The 26606-nt window shown below is 36.9% G+C and carries 24 protein-coding genes; 15 read left to right on the plus strand and 9 right to left on the minus strand.

Going from position 1 to position 26606, the window contains the following annotated elements:
* Positions 1-9: 9 nt before the first annotated feature.
* Positions 10-2346, plus strand: coding sequence for an RNA polymerase recycling motor HelD (gene helD / locus AA0017_RS08035; protein WP_413380749.1), 2337 nt, complete (start codon positions 10-12; stop codon positions 2344-2346).
* 298 nt (positions 2347-2644) lie between these two features.
* Here helD and AA0017_RS08040 read toward each other — a convergent pair whose 3' ends face one another.
* Positions 2645-2788 carry a hypothetical protein gene (locus AA0017_RS08040; RefSeq protein ID WP_413380751.1) on the minus strand — a complete coding sequence of 48 codons (144 nt, stop codon included), beginning with the start codon at positions 2786-2788 and terminating at the stop codon, positions 2645-2647.
* 323 nt (positions 2789-3111) lie between these two features.
* On the opposite strand from AA0017_RS08040, the gene AA0017_RS08045 reads away from it, so the two are divergent.
* The 4 genes from AA0017_RS08045 (at position 3112) to AA0017_RS08060 (ending at position 8546) form a co-directional block, all read left to right on the plus strand.
* Positions 3112-4266: a THUMP domain-containing class I SAM-dependent RNA methyltransferase gene (locus AA0017_RS08045; RefSeq protein ID WP_413380753.1), complete on the plus strand. Its 1155-nt coding sequence runs from the start codon at positions 3112-3114 to the stop codon at positions 4264-4266.
* A 352-nt stretch (positions 4267-4618) separates the two neighbouring features.
* Positions 4619-4948: a hypothetical protein gene (locus tag AA0017_RS08050; protein WP_413380755.1), complete on the plus strand. Its 330-nt coding sequence runs from the start codon at positions 4619-4621 to the stop codon at positions 4946-4948.
* A 250-nt stretch (positions 4949-5198) separates the two neighbouring features.
* Positions 5199-7256, plus strand: a complete 2058-nt coding sequence (locus tag AA0017_RS08055) for a catalase (RefSeq protein ID WP_413380757.1) — start codon at positions 5199-5201, stop codon at positions 7254-7256.
* Between the two features lie 127 nt (positions 7257-7383).
* Positions 7384-8546 (plus strand): IS3 family transposase gene (locus AA0017_RS08060; RefSeq protein WP_413375637.1). Its coding sequence is split into 2 segments (ribosomal slippage): positions 7384-7660 and positions 7660-8546, totalling 1164 coding nucleotides; the frame shifts between segments, so codons are not numbered across the junction.
* Between the two features lie 133 nt (positions 8547-8679).
* Here the strand turns inward: AA0017_RS08060 and tlp are convergent.
* A complete protein-coding gene (tlp, locus tag AA0017_RS08065) occupies positions 8680-8913 on the minus strand; it encodes a small acid-soluble spore protein Tlp (RefSeq protein ID WP_413380759.1) in 234 nt (77 codons plus the stop codon).
* A 118-nt stretch (positions 8914-9031) separates the two neighbouring features.
* Between tlp and AA0017_RS08070 the strand changes: the two genes are divergently transcribed.
* Both AA0017_RS08070 and AA0017_RS08075 read left to right on the plus strand, forming a co-directional pair.
* Positions 9032-9961 (plus strand): hypothetical protein, encoded by a 930-nt coding sequence (locus AA0017_RS08070; protein ID WP_413380761.1) that lies wholly within the window; start codon positions 9032-9034, stop codon positions 9959-9961.
* Positions 9962-10086: 125 nt separating this feature from the next.
* Complete coding sequence (locus tag AA0017_RS08075) at positions 10087-10359, plus strand: DUF2564 family protein (RefSeq protein ID WP_003321418.1); 273 nt, start codon at positions 10087-10089, stop codon at positions 10357-10359.
* Between the two features lie 29 nt (positions 10360-10388).
* On the opposite strand, the gene AA0017_RS08080 is transcribed toward AA0017_RS08075, so the two are convergent.
* Positions 10389-10706 (minus strand): iron-sulfur cluster biosynthesis family protein, encoded by a 318-nt coding sequence (locus AA0017_RS08080; RefSeq protein WP_413380763.1) that lies wholly within the window; start codon positions 10704-10706, stop codon positions 10389-10391.
* A gap of 141 nt (positions 10707-10847) precedes the next feature.
* Between AA0017_RS08080 and AA0017_RS08085 the strand changes: the two genes are divergently transcribed.
* The gene (locus tag AA0017_RS08085; RefSeq protein WP_413380765.1) at positions 10848-12365 is read left to right on the plus strand and encodes a carboxypeptidase M32; all 1518 of its coding nucleotides are present in this window, start codon (positions 10848-10850) and stop codon (positions 12363-12365) included.
* A 95-nt stretch (positions 12366-12460) separates the two neighbouring features.
* On the opposite strand, the gene AA0017_RS08090 is transcribed toward AA0017_RS08085, so the two are convergent.
* From AA0017_RS08090 to AA0017_RS08100, 3 genes are all read right to left on the minus strand, one after another.
* Positions 12461-12856, minus strand: a complete 396-nt coding sequence (locus AA0017_RS08090) for a GNAT family N-acetyltransferase (protein ID WP_413380767.1) — start codon at positions 12854-12856, stop codon at positions 12461-12463.
* Positions 12857-12894: 38 nt separating this feature from the next.
* The gene (locus AA0017_RS08095) at positions 12895-13986 is read right to left on the minus strand and encodes a tyrosine-type recombinase/integrase (protein WP_413380769.1); all 1092 of its coding nucleotides are present in this window, start codon (positions 13984-13986) and stop codon (positions 12895-12897) included.
* A 309-nt stretch (positions 13987-14295) separates the two neighbouring features.
* Entirely contained in the window at positions 14296-15147 is an 852-nt protein-coding gene (locus AA0017_RS08100; protein WP_413380771.1) for an SDR family oxidoreductase, read from the minus strand.
* A 354-nt stretch (positions 15148-15501) separates the two neighbouring features.
* Here AA0017_RS08100 and AA0017_RS08105 point away from each other — a divergent pair, with 354 nt between their 5' ends.
* From AA0017_RS08105 to AA0017_RS08120, 4 genes are all read left to right on the plus strand, one after another.
* Positions 15502-15915: a CoA-binding protein gene (locus AA0017_RS08105; RefSeq protein WP_413380773.1), complete on the plus strand. Its 414-nt coding sequence runs from the start codon at positions 15502-15504 to the stop codon at positions 15913-15915.
* 252 nt (positions 15916-16167) lie between these two features.
* Positions 16168-18141, plus strand: a complete 1974-nt coding sequence (gene parE, locus AA0017_RS08110) for a DNA topoisomerase IV subunit B (RefSeq protein ID WP_413380775.1) — start codon at positions 16168-16170, stop codon at positions 18139-18141.
* A 3-nt stretch (positions 18142-18144) separates the two neighbouring features.
* Positions 18145-20589, plus strand: a complete 2445-nt coding sequence (parC, locus tag AA0017_RS08115; protein WP_413380777.1) for a DNA topoisomerase IV subunit A — start codon at positions 18145-18147, stop codon at positions 20587-20589.
* Positions 20590-20955: 366 nt separating this feature from the next.
* Positions 20956-21039, plus strand: a complete 84-nt coding sequence (locus AA0017_RS08120; RefSeq protein WP_327857078.1) for a putative holin-like toxin — start codon at positions 20956-20958, stop codon at positions 21037-21039.
* Between the two features lie 182 nt (positions 21040-21221).
* On the opposite strand, the gene ytvI is transcribed toward AA0017_RS08120, so the two are convergent.
* Positions 21222-22340 (minus strand): sporulation integral membrane protein YtvI, encoded by a 1119-nt coding sequence (gene ytvI / locus AA0017_RS08125; RefSeq protein WP_413380779.1) that lies wholly within the window; start codon positions 22338-22340, stop codon positions 21222-21224.
* A 300-nt stretch (positions 22341-22640) separates the two neighbouring features.
* Here ytvI and AA0017_RS08130 point away from each other — a divergent pair, with 300 nt between their 5' ends.
* Positions 22641-22991: a hypothetical protein gene (locus tag AA0017_RS08130; protein WP_413380781.1), complete on the plus strand. Its 351-nt coding sequence runs from the start codon at positions 22641-22643 to the stop codon at positions 22989-22991.
* Positions 22992-23668: 677 nt separating this feature from the next.
* Here the strand turns inward: AA0017_RS08130 and AA0017_RS08135 are convergent.
* Both AA0017_RS08135 and xerS read right to left on the minus strand, forming a co-directional pair.
* Positions 23669-23836 (minus strand): hypothetical protein, encoded by a 168-nt coding sequence (locus AA0017_RS08135; RefSeq protein ID WP_413380783.1) that lies wholly within the window; start codon positions 23834-23836, stop codon positions 23669-23671.
* A 443-nt stretch (positions 23837-24279) separates the two neighbouring features.
* A complete protein-coding gene (gene xerS / locus AA0017_RS08140) occupies positions 24280-25362 on the minus strand; it encodes a tyrosine recombinase XerS (RefSeq protein WP_413380785.1) in 1083 nt (360 codons plus the stop codon).
* A gap of 567 nt (positions 25363-25929) precedes the next feature.
* Here xerS and tnpA point away from each other — a divergent pair.
* Complete coding sequence (tnpA, locus tag AA0017_RS08145; protein WP_413378284.1) at positions 25930-26247, plus strand: IS66 family insertion sequence element accessory protein TnpA; 318 nt, start codon at positions 25930-25932, stop codon at positions 26245-26247.
* Positions 26244-26600, plus strand: coding sequence for an IS66 family insertion sequence element accessory protein TnpB (gene tnpB, locus AA0017_RS08150; protein WP_413378286.1), 357 nt, complete (start codon positions 26244-26246; stop codon positions 26598-26600). The genes tnpA and tnpB overlap by 4 nt, the downstream gene beginning before the upstream one ends.
* Positions 26601-26606 lie beyond the last annotated feature (6 nt).

Genomic DNA, 26606 nt, shown 5'->3' on the forward strand with positions numbered 1-26606 from the left:
GCGTGTTCTATGAATTCAGAACTTCAGCAGGAGCAAAAACGAGTCGACCGTGTAATGGAGACCATTACGGAGGAAATCAGCAGATTGGAAGAAGAAACGACCAAGCGTAGGAACGAAGTGGTTCATATCCGCAAACACTTTTGGGATGAAGTCAAGGTGAATACAGATACCTTTGATGATTATCTTGAGACCATCATCGGCTTACGACAAGAGGCTCAAGCTCTATCTGTAAACCAAAGCACCCATAGACATGCATCCAAACGTTTATCCACGTTGCGTCGAATGAACGAGGTTCCTTATTTTGGCCGGATCGATTTTATGGAAGAAGGAGATTCAACCGAAGAACAAATCTATATTGGGATCTCTTCACTTAGTGATACTAGTGGAGAAAATTTTCTGATTTATGATTGGAGGGCTCCTGTCTCAAGTGTTTACTATGATTACCAGCCAGGAGCGGCTCAGTATGTAACACCGGAAGGCTCCATTCAAGGTGTATTGGAGAAAAAGTGGCAATATCTTATTCGTGACGGCGTTCTTCAATCGATGTTCGATACGAGCCTCACCATTGGAGACGAGATTTTACAGCAAGTTCTCGGCAAAGGTACCGATAAACAGATGCATAATATAGTAGCGACCATTCAACAGGATCAAAACCGGATTATCCGTCATGACCATGGGAGGCTGCTCATTGTTCATGGAGCAGCAGGTAGTGGAAAGACATCAGCTGCCTTGCAAAGAATTGCTTATTTGCTTTACAAATATCGAGATCGCCTTAATGCGGATCAAATCATTCTTTTTTCACCAAATTCGATGTTTAGCAGTTATGTGTCCAATGTACTCCCAGAACTTGGTGAAGAGAATATGCAACAGGTCACATTTCAGCAATACTTAGTCCATCGCCTAAGTAAAGAGTTTCAAGTTGAAAATCCGTACGACCAATTGGAGTATGTGTTAACGGCGGCAAATACTCAGGCGTATAGGTCGAGGCTTGAGAGTATCCGTTTTAAAGCCTCAACTCGCTTTTTTGAAGCGATCCAATCGTATAGACAGTCACTAGAATTATCGGGAATGCTATTTAAAGATATTATGTTCAGAGGGAAACCGATCATTCCGGCTCAAGAAATAGGAGAAAGATTTTACAATCATGACATTTCCCTTCGCTTTCATAATCGACTGGAAAAAATAAAGGATTGGCTCATTATTAAAATAAAGGAGGTTCAAAGGGAAGAAAGGACTAAGGCTTGGGTACAGGAGGAAATTGAGCTCCTTAGCAACGAAGAGTATCATAAGGCTCACCGCTATTTAGCAGAAAAACGAGGCTTTGAAAGAGAAGCGATAGCTGATTATGAAATCGAGCCAGAAGCGCTTGCCCGTTTGATTGTTCACCAAAAGTTGAAGCCGTTACGAAAACGAATCCGAGCATTTCAATTTGTCGACTTTCAGGGTATCTACACACAGCTTTTTGCTAATCCCTTGCATATCGAACATTGGCTCAATGGGGAGACCCCAACTGATTGGATGGAGATTTGTCAAACGACACTGGAAAGGATGGAGGGAGATAAACTATTTTATGAGGATGCTACTCCTTTTTTACTGTTAAAGGAGCTGATTCTAGGCTTTCAGACGAACCGAGCGATTAAGCACATCGTTGTCGATGAGGCGCAGGACTACTCCCCTTTTCAGTTTGAATTTTTGAGGCGTTTGTTCCCAGCTGCAAGGATGACCGTGCTCGGTGACTTTAACCAAGCGATATTTGCCCATGCTAGTGAGGCAGTTAATTTTAACACTCTTACCAGTCTTTACGGACCAGATGAAACAGAATTGATCAATATAGCTCGGAGTTACCGCTCGACTAAACCGATCATTGAATTTACACGAAGACTCGTTCCTAATGGAGAAACGATTATTCCTTTTGAACGAGATGGGGAACGACCCGCACTGCAACAATTAGACGATCATTTAGAACTTCATAATTGTATCGACTCCAAAATTGAAGATTTGCGAAGTCTAGCTCTTCATAGTATTGCGATAATATGCAAATCTGCTGAGGAAAGTAGAAGAGCGTATGATTCTCTGGTTAGCATCGAAGAAATTAAACTCATAAAAAATAGCTCGATGGAATATGAGCAGGGGGTCGTTGTCATACCGTCGTATTTGGCTAAGGGTATCGAATTCGATGCCGTCATCATTTATGATGCTTCTGAGGATGTATACGGTGATGAGAGTCTTCGTCGAATTTTTTACACGGCCTGCACAAGAGCGATGCATTATTTGCAACTTTATAGCGTAGGGGAACCGAGCCCATTTTTACGTAACGTAGTGCAGGATGGTTTCATTCAAGCTTGACTTAACTAGATTACAAGGTAAACAAACGATCATGTTTCCGATGTAATGATGCAAGTCCAATTTCTCAACTTTACTACTGAGAAATTGGACTTTTTTATATTGATTAAAGCATGTAAAGTAAGTTCTAAAACTAAGACGCTTCGAAAAACAGCATCAATTAATGGAGCTCCTCCTTTACATCAATCTTTATCTCCTAAAAGTTCAAGCCTGCTAAAATACTACCTTGACCTCCGTATCATTTTCTTTATTTTTTATATAATTACCAAAAAATAGTTGATTTTTTATTTAAATTTACACATCAACAGTTAACGGTTGCTTGTGTCGTTCTATTTGTTGGAATATTTGCCATTGCTGAATTTTTACCTGCCGAAACGATAAATAGTTTACTAAGTGGGGTTGCTTTTCTAATCGAAATGTCAGTACAAGAGTTATTTACGATCATTGTGCCTCTTTCAATCCTTGTTTACTTCATATCTTGGCTCTTATCCGTACGCATATATCAAAGGAAAATACTTTAAATAAATGATAAGTTATTTTAGCTTAACTGCTTCCAAGATCATTTACTCGTAATCGGACCAAGTCGTTTTTTGCTAACACATGTAACCTTATTTTAACAAGTAGACCGTTTTCAGCGATTTTTTATTTTTGAAACCTTTAGAACTAAATTTGCGTTTCATAGATGAACAGATGTCCGATTGGTTGTGTGATTGACCGATAAAGCTTATAATAAAGCGAAGTCAAAAGTTCGGATTGAAGGAGAGTTTTATGAAGAAAGTAACCTTAATTGCAACGGCTACTATGGGATTAGAAGCCATTGTCGCAAGAGAAGTCAAAAGCTTAGGATATGAAGATGTCCAAGTGGAAAATGGAAAAGTAACCTTTACAGCTGACGTTTCAGCGATACCACGAGCCAATTTGTGGATTCGTACAGCTGATCGGATCAAAGTAAAAATAGCGGAATTTAAAGCTTTTACTTTTGATGAGCTCTTTGAAAAAACAAAAGCCTTACCATGGGCAGACTATATTCCAGTTGATGCGGAATTTCCTGTTATCGGTAAATCCGTAAAATCAACATTGTTTAGTGTGTCAGACTGTCAAGCTATTGTCAAAAAAGCGGTTGTTGAAAGCTTAAAAAAACAATATAAAACGACTTGGTTTGACGAAACAGGCGCCCTTTATCGAATTGAAGTTGCCCTGCATAAAGATGTCGCCACTTTAACATTGGATTCTAGTGGAGTAGGCTTGCATAAGCGTGGTTATCGTTCGTTACATAATCAAGCTCCATTAAAAGAAACGATGGCAGCCGCGATGATTATGTTAACAACTTGGAAACCTGACCGACCATTTGTTGATCCATTTTGCGGTTCGGGGACAATTCCAATTGAAGCAGCAATGATTGGTCAAAATATTGCTCCAGGATTTAATCGTGATTTTGTTTCTGAGGATTGGGCCTGGATTGGAAATGATGTCTGGGACAAAGCTCGCCAAGAAGTCGAGGATTTGGCCGATTATGATCAAAAGCTCGATATCGTTGGCTCTGATATCGATCACCGTTCTGTTGAATTAGCGACAAATAATGCAATGGAAGCCGGATTTGGTAATATGCTTACCTTTAAACAGATGCAAGTAAAGGATTTTAGTCATAGAGGTAGTTATGGTGTGATTGTTGGAAATCCTCCATATGGAGAACGTTTAGGTGAACGAGAAGAAGTTGAACAAATGTACCGAGACATGGGGCAAGCACTCACAGCATATGATACATGGTCGGTTTATATGCTCACATCGAATGAATCGTTTGAAGAGATTTACGGAAAAAAAGCATCAAAAAAGCGTAAATTATACAACGGGAATATCAAAACCGATTTTTATCAATTTTTTGGGCCAAGACCTCCGAAGAGTGTTGATATACCAAGGGTTTGATAGTGATTTGATGAGCGGTTGTGAATGACTTACAGTATTAATCTAATGAGCCATATTCTTTTTTCATCAAATTATGAAGAAGGGATGTGGCTTTTTGTGACCAGGCAGTGTAATGCATGCATTTGGTAAAAAGCAGAAGATGGAAACTGTGCCTATCTCTAATAAATCATTTCGAGAAATACTGAGTATAAGTTGTATTGTCAGCAGATTGGAATTGACTATAGCCTATTTTTAATTAATAAACAAGGCCATAAAATATCCGATAATGTATTAGAGGTACTAAGAATGCTGTAAATCTACTTGCTCGTCAATACCAAAGTCTTGTAATTATAAAATTATTGGAGGAATTAGAATGAGCGAAAAATTAAAATGGATTGAAATTGTTATGGGTAAATTAAATCAAGTTGAAGAGGTTACAAATGCAATCAATGAAGCCTTAAGTGAGATGGGGAAAGAAGTCAGTGCTAGTTGTGAAGTCGAGTTTGTTGATGGTATTGTGTTTTGGATTGTTAAGATTGATATGCTATCAATCAAGTTCCAATATGATGAACTTAAATTTGAGATTGATGGAAAAATCATTGGTAAAGATAGTACGGGTAGACCTATACGTAGAAAAATTGAAGTTGAGTTAGATGATGCTATTAAAAACATTATTAAAGACAAATTTAACAAAATAAAGTAATACATAACTGGAGGGAACTTATGCTCCCTTACCTAACATTTACTTCATTATTATAAAGTTTTCTAACAGTCTCAAAGTTTACTTCGCTCATTTTGGCACATTTCTAATTGATATATTACTTTTATCTAAAATGCCCATTAAATTAGACAAAAGCCATGCCTTTTTCCTTATCATTCTTACATAAAAGATAAACTCCTAACAAACAATAGGGTAGTAAACAACAAAGTTATAAAAGGAGCGTCGTTTTAAAATGAATGAGGAAAAGGAAATAAATGAAAATAGTAAAAATGAACAGTTAGAGTTATTTCGAAGTGAAGATAATCAAGATAAAGTCATGACGACAAATCAAGGTTTAAAACTATCAGAGGATGAACTATCTCTCACTGTAGGAGAACGTGGCCCTACTCTTATGGAGGACTTTCATTTCCGAGAAAAAATAACTCATTTTGACCATGAACGTATTCCAGAACGAGTTGTGCACGCACGAGGGTTTGCCGCACATGGTGAGTTTGAGGTTTATGAATCGTTGAAACCTTTTACAATGGCGAAGTTTTTACAAAAACCGAAAAAGAAAACACCTGTTTTTGTCCGTTTTTCAACAGTGGTTGGTTCACGCGGATCCCTTGATACACCAAGAGATGCACGGGGATTTGCGGCAAAATTTTATACCGAAGAAGGAAATTATGATTTGGTCGCCAATAATATCCCTGTTTTCTTTATTCAGGATGGGATTAAATTCCCTGATGTCGTTCATGCGATTAAACCAGAACCTCATAATGAAATGCCTCAAGCAAGTGCTGCACATGATACATTTTGGGATTGGGTTTCACAAAACCAAGAATCAGCTAACATGATTATGTGGTTAATGAGTGATCGAGCGATTCCAAGAAGTTTTAGAATGATGGAAGGATTTGGGGTACATACGTTCCGATTGATAAACGAGGAAGGAAAAGCTCATTTTGTTAAATTTCATTGGAAACCGGTTTTAGGGACCCATTCTTTAGTCTGGGATGAAGCTCAAAAGTTAGGAGGAAAAGACCCCGATTATATGCGGAGAGATTTATGGGACGCGATTAATACGGGGAATTATCCTGAATACGAATTAGGGTTACAAATCATTGAAGAAAAAGATGAATTCGCTTTTGATTTTGATATTCTTGATCCAACGAAGATATGGCCAGAAGAAGATGTACCTGTAAAGCTTGTTGGTAAAATGACCTTAAATCGAAATGTGGACAATGTTTTTGCGGAAACAGAGCAAGTCGCCTTTCATCCTGGAAATGTTGTCCCAGGAATTGATTTTACAAATGATCCTCTCTTGCAAGCTCGTTTATTTTCTTATACAGATACTCAGCTACTTCGACTCGGGGGACCTAATTTTCATGAAATTCCGATTAATCGGCCAGTATGTCCGTTTTTTAATAATCAACGCGACGGGTTCGGACGTCAAACGATTAACAAAGGACAAGTAACGTATCATAATAATGCTCTGGCCAATAATTCACCAAAAACAGTGGGTGGGGCAGAGGGAGGTTACGTTCATTACCAAGAAAAAGTCGAAGGTAGAAAAATTCGTGCTCGAGCTCAAAGTTTTAAGGATCACTTCTCGCAAGCGACTCTATTCTGGAACAGTATGAGTGCTTCTGAAAAGCAACATATCGTCGATGCTTTTCGATTTGAACTTAGTAAAGTAAAAAGCAAAGCGATTAGACAAAGTGTGGTCGATATGTTTGGCAATGTAAGCGTAGAAATGACGACCGCTTTCGCTCAAACAATTGACACAATCCCACCACAATCAGATGGTACAGATATAACGAAATCATCGCCTGCTCTCAGTCAAGAATTAACACCGAAAACAGCCTTGACACGTAAGGTTGCCGTTGTGATCGCAGAAGGATATGATGGAGCAATTGTAAATGAGGTATTAAAAAACCTACAAACATCGGGAGTCCAAGCCGCTATTTTAAGCGATAAACTCGGCATCATTAAAGGTTCAGACAATAGCAAACTGGAAGCAAAACACACTTTTTTGACCGATGCTTCAGTTGCATTTGATGCGATTTATGTAAATGGTGGAAATAAAGCGAATACGAGCTTTGAAATGGAAGCGAAAATGTTTCTTAAAGAAGCCTTCACTCATTATAAGCCGATTGCATTAAGTAATGAAGGCAAGCAGTGGTTTGAAGCTCAAAACTTAGCAAGAGAAGCAGGTGTCCTTCTTTTTGATAATCAGGAAAGCAATGTTTTTGCTAGTGATTTTGTCGAAGCCATTGCGGCTCATCGTTTTTGGGAAAGAAAAGTCAATTAATTAAACAACAAAGAAAACACCCTCAAATGATAAATGTGAATATAAACTAACCTAAATTATTGGGACACTATAAAACACCTTCGAAATGGTACACTTAAACAAAGTACTAATTCGGAGGTGTTTTTGCATGGGCAAAAACGTATATTCAAATGAGGTTAAGTGGTCAGTTGTGAAAGATAAGATGAGTGGTCAGTTTACTAACCGTGAGATCATGGAGAAGTATGGGATTAAAAATGTATCCCAAATCAAAACGTGGATGAAGTGGTATCGTGAAAATCAGGTTCATCGATTCGAACAACCAATAGGAAAACAATATTCATATGGTCATGGGCCTGACAGTTCAAGTAATGAAGAGAAGAAAGAACGTCAAATGAATCACTTAAAACAGGAAAATGAAATCTTAAAAAAGTATTTGGAGATCGAAAAGGAGTTGAGAAAGAAATCGTCCTCCAACTAGTCCAGACTTTACGAAAAAAATATACAGTATCAGCTATTTTATCAGCTTTAAATGTTCCCAGATCCACCTATTATCGCTGGGCATCTGCGCAATCAGTCGAGTTGTCTAAGGAAGAGGAAACGATTATTTACCTTTGTGAAAAAACAAAGTATCGATATGGTCATCGTAAAATCAAGGAGCTACTAAAACGTGACTATCTGATCAAATTAAACCGCAATACCGTTCAACGGATCATGCAGAAATACCACCTTCAATGTAGAGTCAAGCAAAAAAGAAGGTGGAAAGCTCAAGGGGAATCTGTCGTTATCGCGCCAAACTTATTACAGCGAGAGTTTCACGCAAGCAAGCCTAACCAAAAGTGGGTAACGGATATTACCTACATTCAATATGGTCCAGACACCTTATATTTATCAACGATCATAGACTTGTTTAATAATCAAATCGTTGCTTATAAGCTTTATACTCATCAACAAATCCCTTTGGTGATTGATACCTTGGATGAAGCACTAGAAAAGCGAGGGAACCCTAAAGGAGTCATCATCCATTCCGATCAAGGAAGTGTCTATTCTTCTTATGCTTATCAAAATCGGATAAAAGAAAAGCATTTAGTCAGTAGTATGTCACGCCGGGGAAACTGTTGGGACAACGCTGTCATTGAATCTTTCCATTCGAACCTGAAATCAGAAGAATTTCAGTATGTTAAATTCAATTCTTTGTCTTTAGAAGAAGTAAAGGATCGTGTAGATCAATTTATGAGGTATTATAACGAAGAGCGTATCCAAGAAAAATTAGGCTACCACACACCAATAGAGTTTGGTGATATGGCAGCCTAAGAAGGTGTTTTATTACTGTCTCAAATGACTAGGTCAGTCTAATAAATTGAGGGTGTTTTCATTAAATGGATGTAGTGTAAGTCTTTATTAAAATAAGTAAAACAAGCACTAAAAGCCCCTGTCTTACAAATGTTCATTTATACTCGTTTTCATGATGGTTGACTTCGTCTTTAATTTCTTCTCGTAAACTATTAATACTTTCTTTACGATTTTGATTCTTTTGCTCAAGTTGTTGTTTTTCCTCATCACTTAGATCATTCGAGTGTGCATTCATGTACTCTCGGGTCTTATCGATGTTTTGCAAAGTATGCCCGATTGTGTTTTCAATTCTTTCAGCATTATTTGAACGGTCGTCTGATTTTGCCATATTAACCTCCTCCTTTTTCATCATTAGTATTTCTATACTTGAACAAATTATGTGGTTAAAAATTTAAAATTAAAAAAGTAAATTTAAGTAAACAAAAAAGACAATGGAGGGAGAAAAAATGAAAAAATTAAGTTGGCTTTTATTCGGAATATTTATATTAGTGGCTTGCAATCAATCTGGGGGAAGTGATGCAAAAGATTGGGAGCTTGAGGGTTTTGTTCTAGCAGTGGACGACAGGGTTATGATGAACGAAAAAGACCTCGGACTTGTTTCCCTTTCTAACATTGAAGGTGGCGAAATTGGTGACTATCTAAAGGTAAATATTGAAGCACTAATGGAATCATACCCCTATCAAGCAAACGTAACCAATTACAAAATCGAGGAACCACACTTACCTGAAACGGCATCTATTAGTAGTCAAGAAGCGATTCAAATTGCTTACCCAGCTGTTCTTGAAGAGCTAGGCATGGCTTCCTATTTTGAAGGAACTAAAGTAGTTAGTGTTCATGATGTCTTTTACGAGCAAGAGCGTAATATTTGGGTTGTCTCCTTTTTATCGTCAGAGAGCGGAGACATTCAGCAAGAAGTTGATGGAATAACTGGAGAAGTACTAGCCTCTTTACCGCATCAAACTGGCTCTTTTTGGATTGAAGGATATGTTAGCTCGACCTCTAGCTCGGGAACATTAATTCATTTTAAAAACAGTGGTCTTGTTTTTGTTTCTGGAGTGAGTGGAGCGGAACTTGGAGACTTTATTCGAATAGAAGTAGAAGCAATCTTGGAATCTTGGCCAGGGCAAGCGCACCCTCTTGATTTTGAAATCGTTGAACCTGAACATCCAGCAGGAGCGATCCTAAATGCGAAAGAAGCGATTCAAGAAGCTTACCCAAATGTTTTAGAAAATTTAGGTTTAGAATCGACTTATAAAGGCCTCCATTACGTCACGGTTCAACAGGTGGATTATGATCAGGAGACGGGAGAATGGTTCATCACTTTCATCTCAACAGAAGAAGGGGAAATCATTTTTAGAATTTCAGATTCCAACTAACGACAGATAAGAAGAACATAATATTATTATGTAAACTTAAATTACTGACGTATAAAAAAGGGAAAACTAACATACATTATTCATATTGTTAAATAATATCGTTTTTTAATAATGGAGGGTAATGTATGGTAAATCGCGAGCAGCATGATCAAGGGTACAATGATTTAGCTCAAGTACAGATGGCGATTGAGTCAGCTCAACATATGGTTGGGCAAGCAACCGTTAATATGGATGAGGGGCAATTAAAAGCAGCAACCGATGCTCTGAATCAAGCAAAGGAACAATATCAAAAAGCTGCTAGCCACCAAAATGGGATGAATGCTTATTTTTTTGAAACTTCTTCTGAAATTCTTGGTCGGGCAGAGCAACAATTAACTCAAGCGAAGAAAAAAGATTAAATAGCGAAAGAATCATGACCTTCATTAAGTCATGATTCTTTTTTATCTTCTGGGTGGTCGATATTATCAAAGGTTGGATGCTCTATTTTTAAATAGCCTAAATCAACATTGTAGTCAATGCTCATCCCATTTAAATACCAGAAATCATCTTCTTCTACAAAGAAGATAACATCATCTATTTTAATGACATAAGCCCGTTCAGAAGGTGTATCACGCATGACTCCAACCGAGAATCCACCAGATCCAACCCCTCCGATACGTACAAATAACCTTAAATTATCTCCTTGATTGAGCTCCATCTCTTTTATATATAAACGAGCTGCTGATTCTGTTAATGTTATATTCATCGTTATTTCTCCTCCTACCTAACGATACTATACCATGAAATCGTTATTCTGAAAAAAGATAGCCAAAATAGAAGGGAAAACGATTCGATTGTCGAAATAATTAATGAACGTTATTTTTAGAGAAGAAAGGATTAGATACATATGGAAACAACTAAACAGCAAACGGAAATTGAATTCCGAAATTATTTAAAGAAAATGAATAGCTATCGTCAAGCACTCGGTCTTCTAGGCTGGGATTCACGTACTGGAGCCCCGAAAAAAGGGATGATTCATCGCTCTGAAGTCATTGGGACTTTATCATCTGAACTCTTTCAAATGTCCACATCCAATGAGATGGCGAACTTTTTAAAAGAGCTACAGCAACCTGAAATTTTCGAAGGTCTTTCTGAGGTTACCCAAAAAAGTGTGGAAGAAATGCAAAAGAGCTATGACAAAAATATGAAAATCCCTAAAGATGAATTTAAAGATTTTATCGTCTTACGCTCAAAAGCGGAAAATGCGTGGGAGGAAGCAAAAGAGAAAAATGATTTCTCCATGTTTCAGCCATATTTAGAAAAAATCGTGGAATTTCAGAAGAAGTTTATTGGCTATCGCGGTTATGAGGGTCATCCATATAACACTCTCTTAGATGATTACGAGCCAGGTGTATTTGTTGATACTTTGGACGAAGTGTTTGGTGATTTAAAAGGCAAATTAATTCCATTAGTAAAAGGAGTAACGGAGTCTAAGCATCAACCCAAAAATGATTTTCTATTTGCTCATTTCCCGAAAGAAAAACAGCACGAGTTAAGTGTAGCCATTTTAAAAGAAATTGGCTTTGACTTTGAGGCAGGACGATTAGACGAAACCGTTCATCCATTTGCAATGGGATTAAACCCTGGTGATGTACGTGTTACAACAAAATATAACGAAAATGACTTCAGAGTCTCTTTATACGGAACGATCCATGAAGGTGGTCATGCTCTATATGAACAAAACATTTCAGAAGATTTAGTAGGGACACCTCTTTGTGGCGGAACTTCAATGGGCATTCATGAATCCCAATCATTATTTTTAGAGAAATTTGTCGGGCAAAATGAAAAGTTTTTAGAAAGAAATTATTCCGTCATTAAAAAATGCTCCAATGGACAATTTGATGAGGTCACACTTGAAGATTTCTACTTTGCCGTTAACGAAGCAAAACCTTCACTCATTCGAATTGAAGCGGATGAGTTAACGTATTGTTTACACATTATCCTTCGTTATGAATTAGAGAAAGCTTTAATTTCCGGAGAGCTTGAAGTAAAAGACTTACCAAATGCATGGAATGATAAAATGGAAGAGTACTTAGGCATTCGTCCGTCTCACAATGGCGAAGGTGTTCTACAAGATGTACATTGGTCAATGGGGTCATTTGGTTACTTCCCATCCTATGCCTTAGGGTACATCTACGCTGCCCAAATGAAAGAAGAAATCATCAAAGATATCCCTGATTATGACGAATTGTTACTTTCTGGTGATAACTCGAAAATCCGCAATTGGTTAACTGAAAAAGTACACAAACATGGTGGGATGAAAAAACCAGCAGAAATTATTGAAAATATTACAGGTGGTGGCATTAATTCGGAACCACTCGTCCATTATTTAACAGAAAAATATAGCCGTTTATATCAATTATGAGAATAAGTTTATGATATTAATATTATGTTAACTTATTGTTGGTCTAAGGACCGTAAATAGGGGAAAACTCTATTTACGGTCTTATTTCATTTATCTCAAGCATCTAAGTATAAGACGCCACCCTTACTCGCATTAAATCCAGCAACGCGATAAAAATTCTCATTTCCAGACTCAAAAGTAACGGTCAAAATCTCTAAACCAAACTTTTTTGCTTCTTCAATTAAAGCTTGCACAAGTGTGACACCGATTCCTCGGTTCTGATACTGCGGGTCCACCATAATGTCTTCTAAATAGCCGTGCTCTAAACCCATTCCACATACATAACCAAAAGCAATCAGTTCATTTTCATCATTACGAACACCCGCCCAAAAATTACAGCGCTCCAAAAGAGTTGGAAAGTCTTGCTCGCGACGACCCCAGCCTATTTTCTCTCGTAATGTTGGCACCTCTAATCTATCTAATGGCATATTGATTTCAACATTGATTTCCATTGAACTTCCCCCTTTACTCTATTTATTATAAATGACCTTTATTCATTTGTGATCAATAAATTTGCAATCGCTTTCTCGCGAGCTTCCTGCTGAACATGGGCATAAACTTGAGTGGTTGATACCGACTCGTGTCCGAGTAAACTTTGAACGGTTAAGACATCGGTTCCAGAGGCGACAAGCTCCGTTGCAAAACTATGACGCAGTTTATGAGCACTTATTTTTTTGAAAGTTAAAAAGGGAAGCTGATGTTTGGCTTGCTCGATCGTCCGTTTAATCATTTTTTGTAAGCTACTAATGGACACCCCGTTTGTATAAGCTTTCTTCGTGAAATCATAGCCTACTATAAAATAGTCATCCGCATCACTTGGCCTTTGAGCAATCGGAATATCGTGTAAATACTGTTTCATCACGTTGATCGTTGCTGCTGAAAGAGGGATCGATCGTTCTTTATTTCCTTTTCCTTTAATCTTCAGTCGCGATTGGCTGAAATCAATTTGTCCAATCGATAAATAAGCCAGTTCAGAAATCCGTAGTCCAGTGGTCATCAGTAAATAGAACGTAACATAATCTCTATATTTTAATTTCTCTTGATAAAAGGCTTGTTTTTTTGTGGAATAATGCGGTTCTTTTAACCAACTCAACAAAGAATGAAGCTCTGGTTTTGTTAAATAAACAGGCTCTCGTTTTCCATTTTTTGGCCTTTGTACCGAAAGTACAGGATTAGAGGGGGCATCTCCTCGTTTGACTAAAAAATCAAATAATGACTGCAAAGCGGAAATTTTTCGATTAATGGTGGTCGGTTCATTTTCAAGCTCTAGAGCTAAGTAAGAAATATAATGCTCAATTCCTTCTTTTTCTATTTCTAAAAAATCATCTAATGTAATCGTTTGAGGAGAAAAAGCATCATCTCCCACGATTCGTTCTATAAATTGAAAAAAAGCAAAATAATCATAGATGTATCGTTGGATTGTATTTTTTGAATAACCAAGGGATAGTCGGTTAACCATATACTCCTGTATGAATAGTGGCAGTTGTTCTGCTTTTTTGAATGTTTTTAATGAATTAGAATGATTTTGATTGTTATGTAATGTATGCTTATTTTTTTGATTAATTTTTGCAAATAACGACATTATCATCACCTCATCCTTATTTTACCGCAAATTTAACGTTCTGTGAAATAGTTATTTCATGGAACGTTAAATTGGACATGAAATAATATCGAGAGGGAGTTAGAGTCGAAAGTTGTCTTCTAGGCGTTTTAGATAATGATTGTCCTGAGACGCCTAAATAAGAAGAGGGAGCAACATTTATGGACTAGATATTAAGCCTGAGTTATAGATTTCCCGTCACATCTAGTAGGTGCAACTAACAAACAAAAAGCCCAGAGCTATAAACACTGAACTTTTTTAATAAAGTCATTGGAGCTGTTCTGTTGTTATCTAGTATCGTTCAAGCTGAACCTGCTCGACACTCCAATCCCAAAGTTTTTTCGCATCTTCTGTAGTGATTTGTTTGCTCGTAAGTTTTTGTGGTTGTTTCTTATAAAAAAATTGTCCGGAATAGGCTTTTAAATTAGGTTCTGTTGCTAAATAAAGAGCAGTGGCAGCTCCTTCTTTCGGCGTAAGGAAAAAAGGCTTTAGGCAGCGGTGGATAGTTTCCCCAAACCCCGTGCTTCGGTTGACTCCAAGGCCTGTTGAAACGGCTCCAGGGTGTAAGCTATACGTTGTAACTGTCGAACCTTCTAACCTTTTAGACAATTCGATTGTAAATAAAATGTTTGCTAATTTAGACTGGCTGTAGCCTTTCACAACATTAAAGGAACGTTGTTTAAAATGAGCATCTTCAAAATCAATTTTTCCAGCCTTGTATGCCCCAGACGAAACATTGATAATCCGAGCTTCTGCTGATTTTTTCATAACATTTAATAATAGATTGCTTAATAAGAAGTGCCCTAAATGATTGACACCGATCATCGCTTCGAAATTTTCTTTTGTATATTCTTTTTTAAGTGATACAACCCCAGCGTTATTAATGAGTCGATCGATTTGTTCATAACGCCTTTCAATTTCTTTTACAAATTCGACAATGCTATCTATCGACTCAAGGTCACAAGGGAGCACTTCGATTAAATCAGAGCCACTTTCGGTAACCGCCACATTCCGTGCCTCTTTTGCTTTTTGTTCATTTCGGCAAGCCATCACAACATGATAGCCTGTTTTAGCTAACTCGATCGTTGTCGCAAGACCCATTCCTGAGTTTGCCCCTGTTACAATTACGGTTCCTAACACCATCGACATCTTCTCCTTTAGTGAAGCACTCTGCAAAAAAAGCTTGTTCTGAACTTGTTTTCATTTTAGCTTGTGTCTTCAAATAAGAAAAGGGATTTAATTATAAATGACACAAGAGAGCGAACGTACGATCTCATTTGTCTTGATGTTCAAAAAGGTTTGAGATAAGATAAGGTTGGGAACGATAATTTTACATTGGTTAAACATGTATTCATTTATTTAGACGAATGACAAAAGAAGGAATCTCGACTAAAAAAAGCGAAGTAAGCTAGCATGCGAGAGAATTTGATTGAAAGTTGCAGAAATAACTAAAAAAAGGTACCCTTATTAAACAAGTGGGCCAAAGGAGTTAAAATCATGACGTTTACGAATCCAACTGATCAACAGATAAAAGAGATTTTGCATACGTATAAACGCATTGCTGTTATTGGTTTGTCTGATAACCCAGCTAGAACATCATATATGGTTTCAGAAGCGATGCAAAAAGCTGGTTATGAGATTATTCCGGTTAATCCAATGGTCGATTCTGTTCTTGGCCAAAAATCTTACGCATCACTAAAAGATATCGACAAAGAGGTCGATATCATTAATGTATTTAGAAGAAGTGAGTTTGTTTATGACTTGGCTAAAGAAGCTGTAGAAATCAAACCGAAAGTATTTTGGACACAGTTAGATGTATTTGACGCTGCCGCTGCAGACCTTTTAAAAGAACATAACATCACGGCAGTTATGGATCGTTGTATTAAAGTGGAACATGCAAAGTTTAAATAGGAGATGGCTTTACACCTCTTCTTAAGTTGGAAGAGGTGTTTTAATCATCATCACGAACCACTTTCTGTTACTTTTTCATGAGAATAAGAGGTTTTCAGAAAAACAGTTGCGAATCTTAAAAATATCGATACAATTAAAAATGGCAAAACATACAAATACAGAGCACCAATGAAGCAGTGAACACTCTTATTTTCTGTAAAGGTGGGATAAGCTGTTTTTGGGGAGCAGCCGGTTGAAAGGAGTTTCTATATAGTGGTTAATAAAAATCATCTGGAATATAACGACGATTCCATTCAAGTATTAGAAGGACTCGAGGCTGTACGGAAGAGACCAGGGATGTATATTGGTAGTACAGATGCAAGAGGACTTCATCATTTAGTCTACGAAATTGTTGATAATGCCGTCGATGAAGCATTGGCGGGGTTTGGAGAATACATAAATGTCACGATTCATCCTGATAACAGCATCTCCGTCTCTGATGAAGGGCGCGGGATGCCAACAGGGATTCATAAATTAGGGAAGCCGACACCAGAAGTCATTTTTACGATTTTGCATGCGGGTGGGAAATTCGGACAAGGTGGTTATGCAACAAGTGGCGGACTTCATGGGGTAGGCGCCTCGGTTGTGAACGCTTTGTCGGAATGGCTTGTCGTTGAAATTATGCGTGATGGAAAACGCTACCGCCAACGCTTTGAAAATGGTGGTAAACCAGCCACAACTCTTGAAGTGATTGGCAATACTCGTAGAAGTGGTACCGTTGTTCACTTTAAGCCAGACCCTGTAATCTTTAGTATGACTACATATAATTTAGAAACGTTAACCGAGCGTTTACGAGAGGCTGCCTTTTTACTTAAAGGAATTAAAATTGAATTAGTCGATTTACGTGGGGAAACATCTAGTGAACAATTCGTTTATGATACCGGAATTCAAGCATTTGTAGAATATTTAAACGAAGACAAAGAAACGTTAATTCCAGTTGTCTATTTTACGGGAGAGAACAATGAAATTGAAATGGAATTAGCCTTCCAATTTAACGACGGCTACACAGAAAATGTTCTCTCATTCGTCAATAACGTCCGGACAAAAGATGGCGGGACCCATGAGCTTGGGGCTAAAGCTGCGATGACAAGAATCGTGAATGAATACGCACGAAAAGTAAAGCTTCTTAAAGATAAGGATAAAAATTTAGATGGTTCCGATATACGAGAAGGGTTTACAGCGATCATCTCGATTCGTGTTCCAGAAGCTAAATTACAATTTGAAGGACAAACCAAAGGAAAATTAGGTACTCCGGAAGCACGTTCGGCTGTTGATAGCCTCGTGTCTGAAAAGCTCTCTTATTTCCTTGAAGAAAACCCAGATATCGCCTCTCTTTTAATTAAAAAGGCAGTCAAAGCATCACAAGCACGAGAAGCAGCCAGAAAAGCTCGTGAAGATGCTCGTAATGGCAAGAAAAACAAACGAAAAGACGTTTTATTAAGTGGGAAATTAACACCTGCTCAGTCGAAAAACCCGAAACGGAATGAATTATATCTTGTGGAGGGTGATTCGGCCGGTGGTTCTGCTAAGCAAGGGCGCGATCGAAAATTCCAAGCCGTATTGCCACTACGAGGGAAAGTTATCAATACGGAAAAAGCGAAAATCGACGACATTATGAAGAATGAAGAAATTCGAACCATCATTCATACAATTGGAGCCGGAGTCGGAGCTGATTTTACGGTTGAAGACGTTAATTATGACAAAGTCGTTATTATGACGGATGCCGATACGGATGGTGCTCACATTCAAGTCCTTTTATTAACCTTCTTTTACCGCTATATGAAACCACTTGTCGAAGCTGGAAAAGTGTATATTGCCTTACCACCTCTTTATAAAGTAAGTCGAGGCTCAGGGAAAAAAGAAGTAATTGAATACGCTTGGGATGAAAAAGGGCTTCAAGAAGCGATAAAAAAAATTGGCCGAGGTTATACGATTCAGCGTTACAAAGGTCTCGGAGAAATGAATGCGACGCAATTATGGGAAACGACTATGGATCCGGAAACAAGAACGCTTATTCGTGTCAAGATTGATGATGCAGCACGAGCGGAAAGACGTGTCACAACCTTAATGGGTGATAAAGTAGAACCACGCCGTAAATGGATTGAAAGCCATGTTGCGTTCGGGTTAGAAGAAGAAACAAACATTTTAGAAAACGAAAACTTAGCTGTAGTAGAAGAGGAGGAATAAGCGATGTCACAAGTAGAACGTTACTTAGATCTTCCTTTAGAAGAAGTAATTGGTGATCGCTTTGGTCGTTATAGTAAATACATTATTCAAGAACGAGCATTACCTGATGCACGAGATGGGTTAAAACCGGTACAAAGACGTATTTTATATGCGATGTACCGTGAAGGAAATACGGCGGATAAAGCATTCCGTAAGTCTGCTAAAACCGTTGGTAATGTGATCGGTAACTATCATCCACATGGCGATTCATCTGTTTATGATGCGATGGTACGTATGAGTCAAGATTGGAAGGTTCGTCAGTTACTCGTCGATATGCATGGGAACAATGGTTCGATTGATGGCGATCCACCAGCTGCCATGAGGTATACGGAAGCAAGATTATCAAAAATTGCTGCTATGCTCTTAAAAGACATCGATAAAGAAACGGTGGAATACATTCCAAACTTTGATGACTCTGAAATGGAGCCAGTTGTCTTACCGGCGATGTTTCCAAATCTTCTTGTCAATGGTTCAACCGGAATATCCGCTGGTTATGCGACCGATATTCCGCCACATCACCTAGGAGAAGTGATTGATGGTGTCATCATGCAAATGGAAAAACCTGAAACGACATTAGATGACTTAATGACGGTTATTAAAGGACCTGATTTCCCAACTGGTGGAACCGTTCAAGGTATTGAAGGAATTAAACAAGCCTACCGAACAGGAAAAGGAAAAATCGTCATTCGAGCTAAAGCGGAGGTTGAAGAGCTACGTGGTGGCAGACAGCAAATCGTGATTACGGAAATTCCTTATGAAATTGTTAAAGCCAATCTAGTCAAAAAAATGGATGAACTTCGATTTGATAAAAAGGTCGACGGTATTGCCGAAGTTCGAGATGATACCGACCGAACGGGTCTTCGTATTATTGTGGAATTGAAAAAAGAAGCAGACGCGACCGCGATATTGAACTATTTATTAAAAAACACAGATTTACAAGTGACCTACAACTTTAATATGGTGGCCATTCATAACAAAACACCTAAACTTATGGGCTTGCAACCACTTATTCAAGCCTATATTGACCACCAGAAATCTGTTGTTACGAAAAGAGTGACCTATGAGCTAGATAAAGCTCGCGATCGTCACCATATCGTACAAGGTCTTATTCGAGCTGTTTCGATTCTCGACGATGTCATTGCTACGATTCGTGCATCTAAAGATAAAAAGGATGCCAAAACGAATTTAATCGAAAAATATCAGTTCACAGAACCTCAAGCAGAAGCGATTGTCACTTTACAACTTTACCGTTTAACGAATACGGATATCACGACATTAGAAGAGGAAGCGGCAGAGCTTGAGCGTCGTATTCATGAGTTAGAAGCAATTTTAGAGAGTGAGAAAAAGCTAATCGGTGTCATCAAAAAAGAGCTCTTATCTGTTAAGAAGCAATTTTCTGATGTACGTCGAACGATTATTGAACACCAGATTGAAGACTTGAAAATTAACATGGAAGTCTTGATTGCAGCTGAAGACGTCATGGTGACGGTCACAAATGAAGGGTATGTGAAGAGAACGAGCATACGTTCGTACTCGGCTTCTAATGGCGATGATCCTGGAATGAAAGAAGGCGATCGTTTATTAAAGAGGCTGGAAATGAATACGACCGATACGCTTTTAATTTTCACAAAACAAGGAAATTATCTCTACATTCCTGTTCATCAATTGCCTGATATTCGTTGGAAGGACAATGGCCAACACGTCGCCAATATCGTAAGTATTGACCGTGATGATGAAGTAATTGATGCGATATGTGTCCGATCATTTGATGACGAGGAAGAGTCATTATTATTTGTGACAAAACTAGGTATGGTTAAACGCACACAGCTATCATTCTATCAGGCTCAACGTTATTCTAAACCGTTAATGGCTTTAAAACTAAAGGCAGACGATGAGCTAATTGGTGTCATGCGAACAAAGGGAACAGACGAACTCTTTTTAGCGACTCATTTAGGTTATGGATTATGGTTTAGTGAAGAGGAAGTAACACTGGTCGGTCAAAGAGCTTCCGGTGTTAAAGGAATCAATTTAAAAGAAAATGATTTTGTCGTCGATGCTACGTCGTTTACTTTAAATGAAAAAGTTGAATTTATTATCTTTACCCAACGTGGGGCCGTTAAACGTATGCCGATTTCTGAATTCGATAAATCGTCACGGGCGAAACGGGGATTAGTGATGTTAAGAGAATTAAAATCGAATCCACATCGTTTAGTAGGCTGCAAACGGGTTCTAAATGCGAATGAAGAATACATTATTACTACTGATAAAGGCTCAACCGCCAATGTGGCCGTGAAGAGCTTCCGAAATAGCGATCGCTATAGCAATGGCTCATTTGCAATTGACACAGCTACAGAGGGAACCGTTATAGAAGTATGGAAAGATAGACAAAGGGAAGAGATAGGTGAATAAACAATCTCTCTAGAAGAACCGAATTTAGTATTTCGGTTCTTTTTTTGATATCCACGTATGTGGGAGATAGCAAGAGAGATTATGTTTTTTCTGGTGAGTATTTAAGACGCAGTATAGTACGTATTCCGTCAGGCTAATGAGCTTAATTTCATATGTCATGTCGTATACAGTGATTAACGCCGCGATACTTTTCTTCTAAGGGAAATGAGTACAAGTCATATAAATAGACGATAATAACATTATGTAAACAAATGAAGAAAAATAGGAACCATTTCCCAGTTCATTCATGATATAATAGACAAACAATAGCTTAATATAACTCAAGGGTGGTATGGTATCATCTCCATTTGAGGGGAGGTGGTGCTTATGACAGTTTTTCAATCGTTAGTTTTAATGATTAGTTTTGCTAGTCTAATTGTAGCGATACTGTCTTTTTACGAAAAAAAATAATCCACCCTTGAGCTGAACAGGCCATGGTGGATTATTTTTGCCATGATAGCCGTACCCCCTTAGAGGGAAATAAGCTATTGGTGACCATAGGTGTTCTCAGCACCTATGGTTTTTTTAGTTTATGTGATTAATTACTTGTATTATACTACCAATTCTTGAAAGGAAGCAAGTGTTCAATGCTTTTAAGTAGAGAAACCATCTCGAATAAAGCGGCCAATATCATGCGTGACTTTGATGTCATGTAAGATGATAACAAGAACAAGAACTACCGGACCAATAAATAATCCAATCGCCCCGAATACTTGAAGCCCCGCAAAAAAGGAAATCAGAACGGCTACCGGATTTAAATCCAAACTACTCGATAAAACTTTCGGCTCTAATAGCTGACGAATGATAACGATAATCGCATACAAAACCGCTAAACCTATTCCTAAACTAACGTCACCTGCAATGAATAAATAAATAAACCACGGAATAAGAATCGTACCAGTGCCCAAATAAGGCAATAATTCGGCAATTCCGATCACAACTGATAATGTAAATACATAATCAACACCTAGAATGGTTAAACCAATCATAACAATAAAAGCAGTGACGGCCATAATAATAAATTGAGCTCGAATAAATCCAAAGAGGCGATTTTTGATAGCAGCATTAAAATCCTTTGCTCTTAATCTAACCGCGTATGGAATTGTCTTTTTAAAAAAGGTTTGATACTGTGCCCAGCTTTTACCCATAAAATAAATACTCAAGAGGAAAAACAAAAAGGCAACAAAAAAGGTCGGTAAACCTAATAGCAAATGAGTAAATCGATCGACAATCCCTTGTCCTAATTGACCTAATAAGGCACCAAGCTGAGTACCGAGTTGAAGAATACTCTGCTTTAAAGCTTCTTGTTCTTCTATACTAAAGCTATTAAAAATACCTAACGCCTCTTGCCAAAAAGGGAAGACAACATTATTGAAAAAGTTTTGAATACCTACTGAAGCCATCTCAATCCATTCTGGAAATTGCATAAAGAAATTGCGGAAGCTGTAGATGAGTAAAAAGACGATGCCTGTAATAATACTACTAATGATCAAAACGCCACCTAATAGTCCAAACAGACTCGCAAATCCAGAAGTTAATCGTAATTTTTCTTGAAGAAAACGTACGAACGGCTGTAAAAACCAAGCAAATAAAGCCGCAAACCAAAATGGGTACGTAATGGAAAATAATTTGATAAATAGCCAACCAATGATAAATATAGCGACGGCTAATAGAACAGCACGTAAAGCCATCCATGCATGCTGTCGAGTCATAAAACAACTCCTCTCTTGCTAGTCAACAAAGTTGAAATAGATATATGTATAATAGTAGTAACCTTTATTTTATTATATTCGTCTTTAACATGAAAAGCACTTTAAAAAAAGTGAATGATTCTCAAAATCATGTTAAAAAAGAACGAAAATATAGGATTAAAAAGCACAATAAATTTCTTATTACATAAAAATGGTAGTACATACATAATATCGTTATTTTGCAAAAGAATCAATTATTGTAAATCAAATTAGAGAACGATAACACAATAACGATTAAAGTGAAAAGAGGTTATGTAAATTATGCTCTATGAACAATTTTTAAAAGAAGTAGTAAACGACTTCAAAGCCTTATTTAATGATTTTGAGGAACAAGTAGTAAAATTGAGAACGGTCGAAACCTTTGATGAATATTTCCAACAAATTGTAAATGATGAAGACCCAATCGGTGAAATTTATCGAGAAGCCAACAGATTTGGTGTTCAAGTCACACATTTTCAAACTGATTTATATAAAGAAGTCAAGGATTTTAAAGGATTAATTAGACACAGAATTCAACAGATCGAACGGCAATTAGAACAAGGTTTAATCGAACAGGAAAAATTATTTCACGCCAAAACAGCCCAGAATTTATTAAGAAGATCTCTGGGATAAAAATTAAAATTAATAAATATTGCTCGTTTCACAAAAAGATCGATTCCGTCTCAAAACTTAAAGTATACTTTGCAATTGAGACTGGATTTTCATTTCACTAATTGACTCCTATAATAAATATTATGTCTACTTCTAAATCAAAAAAAAGAAAGCAGATATAATTTAAGTATCTTCTTCCAATCTGTCCGTCGAAGACAATGTTATGACAAAAATGAAGACAATGTTATGACTTCTTGCTTTTTTGAATAATTATTCATAGAAAAATGAAGACAATGTTATGACTTCTCGGTTGTCTCATGAAAAAATGAAGACAATGTTGCGACTTCTCGGTCATTTTATGAAAAAAATGAAGATTTATTTGATGAATACAATTTAATTTACCAATCAGTATCACATTCTTAGAGTTAAAGTTCATTAGTCAACTAAAATATCCATATCCATCCTCTCCGCAGCATCTTTAAAATCAGTATTCTTCAAAGTGTGTGTATATCATGGCTGTTTGAATAGTTGAATGACCTAGCTGCCTCCTAAGCTTTGGTACAACATCTATCGAAAAAAACGTCTCAATTTATTGTCTTCGACGAACACTCCGAAAAAAATAACCACTCCTGCAATCTTGTTGTAGGAGTGATTATATACTTAGAATGTAACTTCATCTTATGAAAAATAATTTCTTACTAGGCTTTCTTTTTCTCCTTAGCACGTTTTGCTTTTGTTTTTCTTATAAATTCACTTACATCAGAAGTATCCACCTTGCCAGGCTTAGTCGGAACCACGTAATGTCCACCATTTTCATCAGCTATTTGGTCAATTTTATCCCAAATTTTATCATGGTTCTTTTTCATTTGAATCACCTTCCTTAATACAAGTATAGCTTAATCGATTGATCTACTGCAAAGTCATCAATAATCATATTGCGTCCACTCAATTGAGCTTATAAAGCATTTGGGTAATATGAAACTAGATTTGTTTTTGGGATGAAAGCAACAAATCCTTCGAAACCTAATTGCTGGCTTAATAGACAAGCATAAGCATATAAATTAAGTCCCACGTTATCCGTCGAAGACAATGTTACGACTTCTCGGTCGTCTCATGAAGAAATGAAGACAATGCTAAACTTTTAATTAGAAGATTTTTCAAATAAAAGTCATTTTTTATTCGATGAGTCCCACTTTATCATTTAATTACGACTCAGTTGTACGACGACTAAATATCATGTCTTAAACACGTACTAATTGATAATTAATTTAGCGACATTGGTGTATAAAACAATGCCGCTGTACTTTTCTTACTTATTATTATCAGAAATATCCATCTTCTCCACAGCATCTTTTAAATCTGTATTCTTAAAATGGGTGTATATCATGGTTGTTTGAATTGACGAGTGACCAAGTTGTTTTCTTAATTTAGGTACATCATTTATCTCTAAATGGTACTTTGAAGCAAATGAATGTCTTAGCTTGTGTACCGTCAATGCTGGCTTACCAAAATCTTTAGCATATTTTTCTACAAGTTTTTCGATAGCTCTTGCTGATAATCTACGTGTAGTTCCTTGAGGTCCCATAGAAGCAGCAATAAAAAGAGCTTTGTTTTTAATATCAATTTTGTATTTTTCTTTCCTAATATCTAGATATGAGTTTAAATCGCTCATTGCTTGGGTACTAAAGTAGACATATTGCTCTTTATTTCCTTTTCTTATAACTCTTAAGGTGTTTTTGTTGAAATCAATATCATCAATATCTAAGTTTGCTATTTCAGACAGGCGTAATCCTGAACCCAATATTAACGATACTAATGCAGTATCTCTTTCTCTATTTTGTAAGTGAAAGTTATATTTCTTTTTATTATTTTTGTGTAACTGACCATAACCATAAGCAATAAACATTCTAAAGTCACTATATTCTTTTCCTTGTAGTATCTTTCCTTCCATCTTATTAGCTAGCGTTTCTTGATCATTTTTCAAATCGTAAAATTCAATTTTGGCCATGACATTTCGTTGGATATAAGGTTTTAACTCTTGAGTTTCTGCTATGTTTTGTAAATAGTTAAATAATGATTTTAGTGACGATATTTTTCGATTCACAGTAACTTCTTTATTATCCAATCGATGCACTAAGAACTTTAAAAATGATTCAATTTGCCTTATTGTAAGTGTTTCTAAAGTATCTAAAGTAACTTCAGTTGGCTTACCTTTAAATATTTCTTCACTTGTAATCCAGTCAAAGAAAATATTGTAATCATGGACATAATTTAATAATGAAGCAGATGATAATCTTCTTGATTTGTGGTCTATGTATTCTTCTACATACCAAGGTAAGGATTTCATTTGTTTTTCAATTTTAAGGAAATTGCCCTTAATGTGTTTACTCATTATCATCATTCCTTGTATCAATTATATATATTATTATAAAACTTGACTTTTATTACGTCAAATTTATATTTTACGTAATAATGTAATGTGGGTCTAAATATTTGTTTCCTTTAACATCTCTTCTACTCTATCTTAACAAATTAACATGAATTATTTAAGTTTAAGGCTTAATTATTTCAGTAGCATAGTTTACTTCAAAAAAGGATATTCTGGTTAAGGTAGATTTTATAATTATGTCATGTCTCTTAATGAAAATAGAGCTAAATTTATAGCTCTTTACAAAAAAACCGGTCCCACCTTATAAGACCGGTTAAATCTGAGCTTCTATTCTTTAGGGAAAGTCCATTTCTAACAGTTTTCTATACATGTAAATATACATGTAGTTTGATTTAATTATACAAAGAGGCAATCCCTATTTTCACTCTTTTCATAAGAGAAATGGGTTTATTTTTCTTAATCACCTTTTTGAAAATTTATAGAATCTAAGTAAGCGTCAAATAATACCCACATTCCAATAACCCTGGTCCCATGCGATACTTTAATCAATAATGATGAAAGGGTGTCGCTATGAAGCGTAAAGAAAAACACGATTTGTGGAAAAAACGCATGGAGGCATACGAAGACAGCGGGGAGACGATACAAGAATGGGTATCTAAACAAGATGACATTACAGAATATCAATTCCACTATTGGCGAAAGAAGATCAAGGCAGAAGTAAACTCAGATTCAAGTGATGAGGCAAGCCAGATTTGGACATCTTTTGATGTCCCTACCTTCCCCACCACATCCATTGAAGTGAGAATAGATGACCTGTCTGTCTATATTCCTGAAAATGTGAGTGAAGACCATTTATCTCGTGTACTACGCGTGCTGAGACATGGATGATCAATCAACGCTCCATTGATAAAGTCTACCTTGCAAAAGGAAATACAGACTTACGAAAATCCATTGATGGCCTCGCGGCTATCGTACAAGAAAATTTTCAATTAGATCCATTTTCCCCGTGTTTATTTGTTTTCTGTAATAGACAACGAGATAAGATCAAAATCCTTCACTGGGAACATAATGGATTTTGGCTCTATTATCGCCGTTTAGAAAAAGGTACGTTCCCTTGGCCAGAAGATTCATCTTCTTCTCCGCAAATGATTAGCCATCGTCAGTTCCGTTGGTTACTTGACGGCCTTTCAATTGATCAAAAATCAGCACATCCAAAAGTTACTGCACAACGTGTCATTTAATGAATA

This window comes from Alkalihalobacillus phoenicis (assembly GCF_047302405.1).
In the GTDB taxonomy this organism is placed as follows: domain Bacteria; phylum Bacillota; class Bacilli; order Bacillales; family Bacillaceae_D; genus Alkalihalobacillus.

Coding starts and splice junctions, on each gene's coding strand:
- tnpB (WP_413378286.1), top strand. CDS start 26,244: ATGATCAATCAACGCTCCATTGATAAAGTCTACCTTGCAAAAGGAAAT.
- AA0017_RS08135 (WP_413380783.1), bottom strand. CDS start 23,836: ATGAAAAAGAACCATGATAAAATTTGGGATAAAATTGACCAAATAGCT.
- AA0017_RS08095 (WP_413380769.1), bottom strand. CDS start 13,986: ATGTCGTTATTTGCAAAAATTAATCAAAAAAATAAGCATACATTACAT.
- parC (WP_413380777.1), top strand. CDS start 18,145: ATGTCACAAGTAGAACGTTACTTAGATCTTCCTTTAGAAGAAGTAATT.
- AA0017_RS08090 (WP_413380767.1), bottom strand. CDS start 12,856: ATGGAAATCAATGTTGAAATCAATATGCCATTAGATAGATTAGAGGTG.
- AA0017_RS08055 (WP_413380757.1), top strand. CDS start 5,199: ATGAATGAGGAAAAGGAAATAAATGAAAATAGTAAAAATGAACAGTTA.
- AA0017_RS08085 (WP_413380765.1), top strand. CDS start 10,848: ATGGAAACAACTAAACAGCAAACGGAAATTGAATTCCGAAATTATTTA.
- AA0017_RS08075 (WP_003321418.1), top strand. CDS start 10,087: ATGGTAAATCGCGAGCAGCATGATCAAGGGTACAATGATTTAGCTCAA.
- tlp (WP_413380759.1), bottom strand. CDS start 8,913: ATGGCAAAATCAGACGACCGTTCAAATAATGCTGAAAGAATTGAAAAC.
- tnpA (WP_413378284.1), top strand. CDS start 25,930: ATGAAGCGTAAAGAAAAACACGATTTGTGGAAAAAACGCATGGAGGCA.
- ytvI (WP_413380779.1), bottom strand. CDS start 22,340: ATGACTCGACAGCATGCATGGATGGCTTTACGTGCTGTTCTATTAGCC.
- AA0017_RS08070 (WP_413380761.1), top strand. CDS start 9,032: ATGAAAAAATTAAGTTGGCTTTTATTCGGAATATTTATATTAGTGGCT.
- xerS (WP_413380785.1), bottom strand. CDS start 25,362: ATGAGTAAACACATTAAGGGCAATTTCCTTAAAATTGAAAAACAAATG.
- AA0017_RS08080 (WP_413380763.1), bottom strand. CDS start 10,706: ATGAATATAACATTAACAGAATCAGCAGCTCGTTTATATATAAAAGAG.
- AA0017_RS08045 (WP_413380753.1), top strand. CDS start 3,112: ATGAAGAAAGTAACCTTAATTGCAACGGCTACTATGGGATTAGAAGCC.
- helD (WP_413380749.1), top strand. CDS start 10: ATGAATTCAGAACTTCAGCAGGAGCAAAAACGAGTCGACCGTGTAATG.
- AA0017_RS08050 (WP_413380755.1), top strand. CDS start 4,619: ATGAGCGAAAAATTAAAATGGATTGAAATTGTTATGGGTAAATTAAAT.
- AA0017_RS08040 (WP_413380751.1), bottom strand. CDS start 2,788: ATGATCGTAAATAACTCTTGTACTGACATTTCGATTAGAAAAGCAACC.
- AA0017_RS08105 (WP_413380773.1), top strand. CDS start 15,502: ATGACGTTTACGAATCCAACTGATCAACAGATAAAAGAGATTTTGCAT.
- AA0017_RS08100 (WP_413380771.1), bottom strand. CDS start 15,147: ATGGTGTTAGGAACCGTAATTGTAACAGGGGCAAACTCAGGAATGGGT.
- AA0017_RS08120 (WP_327857078.1), top strand. CDS start 20,956: ATGACAGTTTTTCAATCGTTAGTTTTAATGATTAGTTTTGCTAGTCTA.
- AA0017_RS08130 (WP_413380781.1), top strand. CDS start 22,641: ATGCTCTATGAACAATTTTTAAAAGAAGTAGTAAACGACTTCAAAGCC.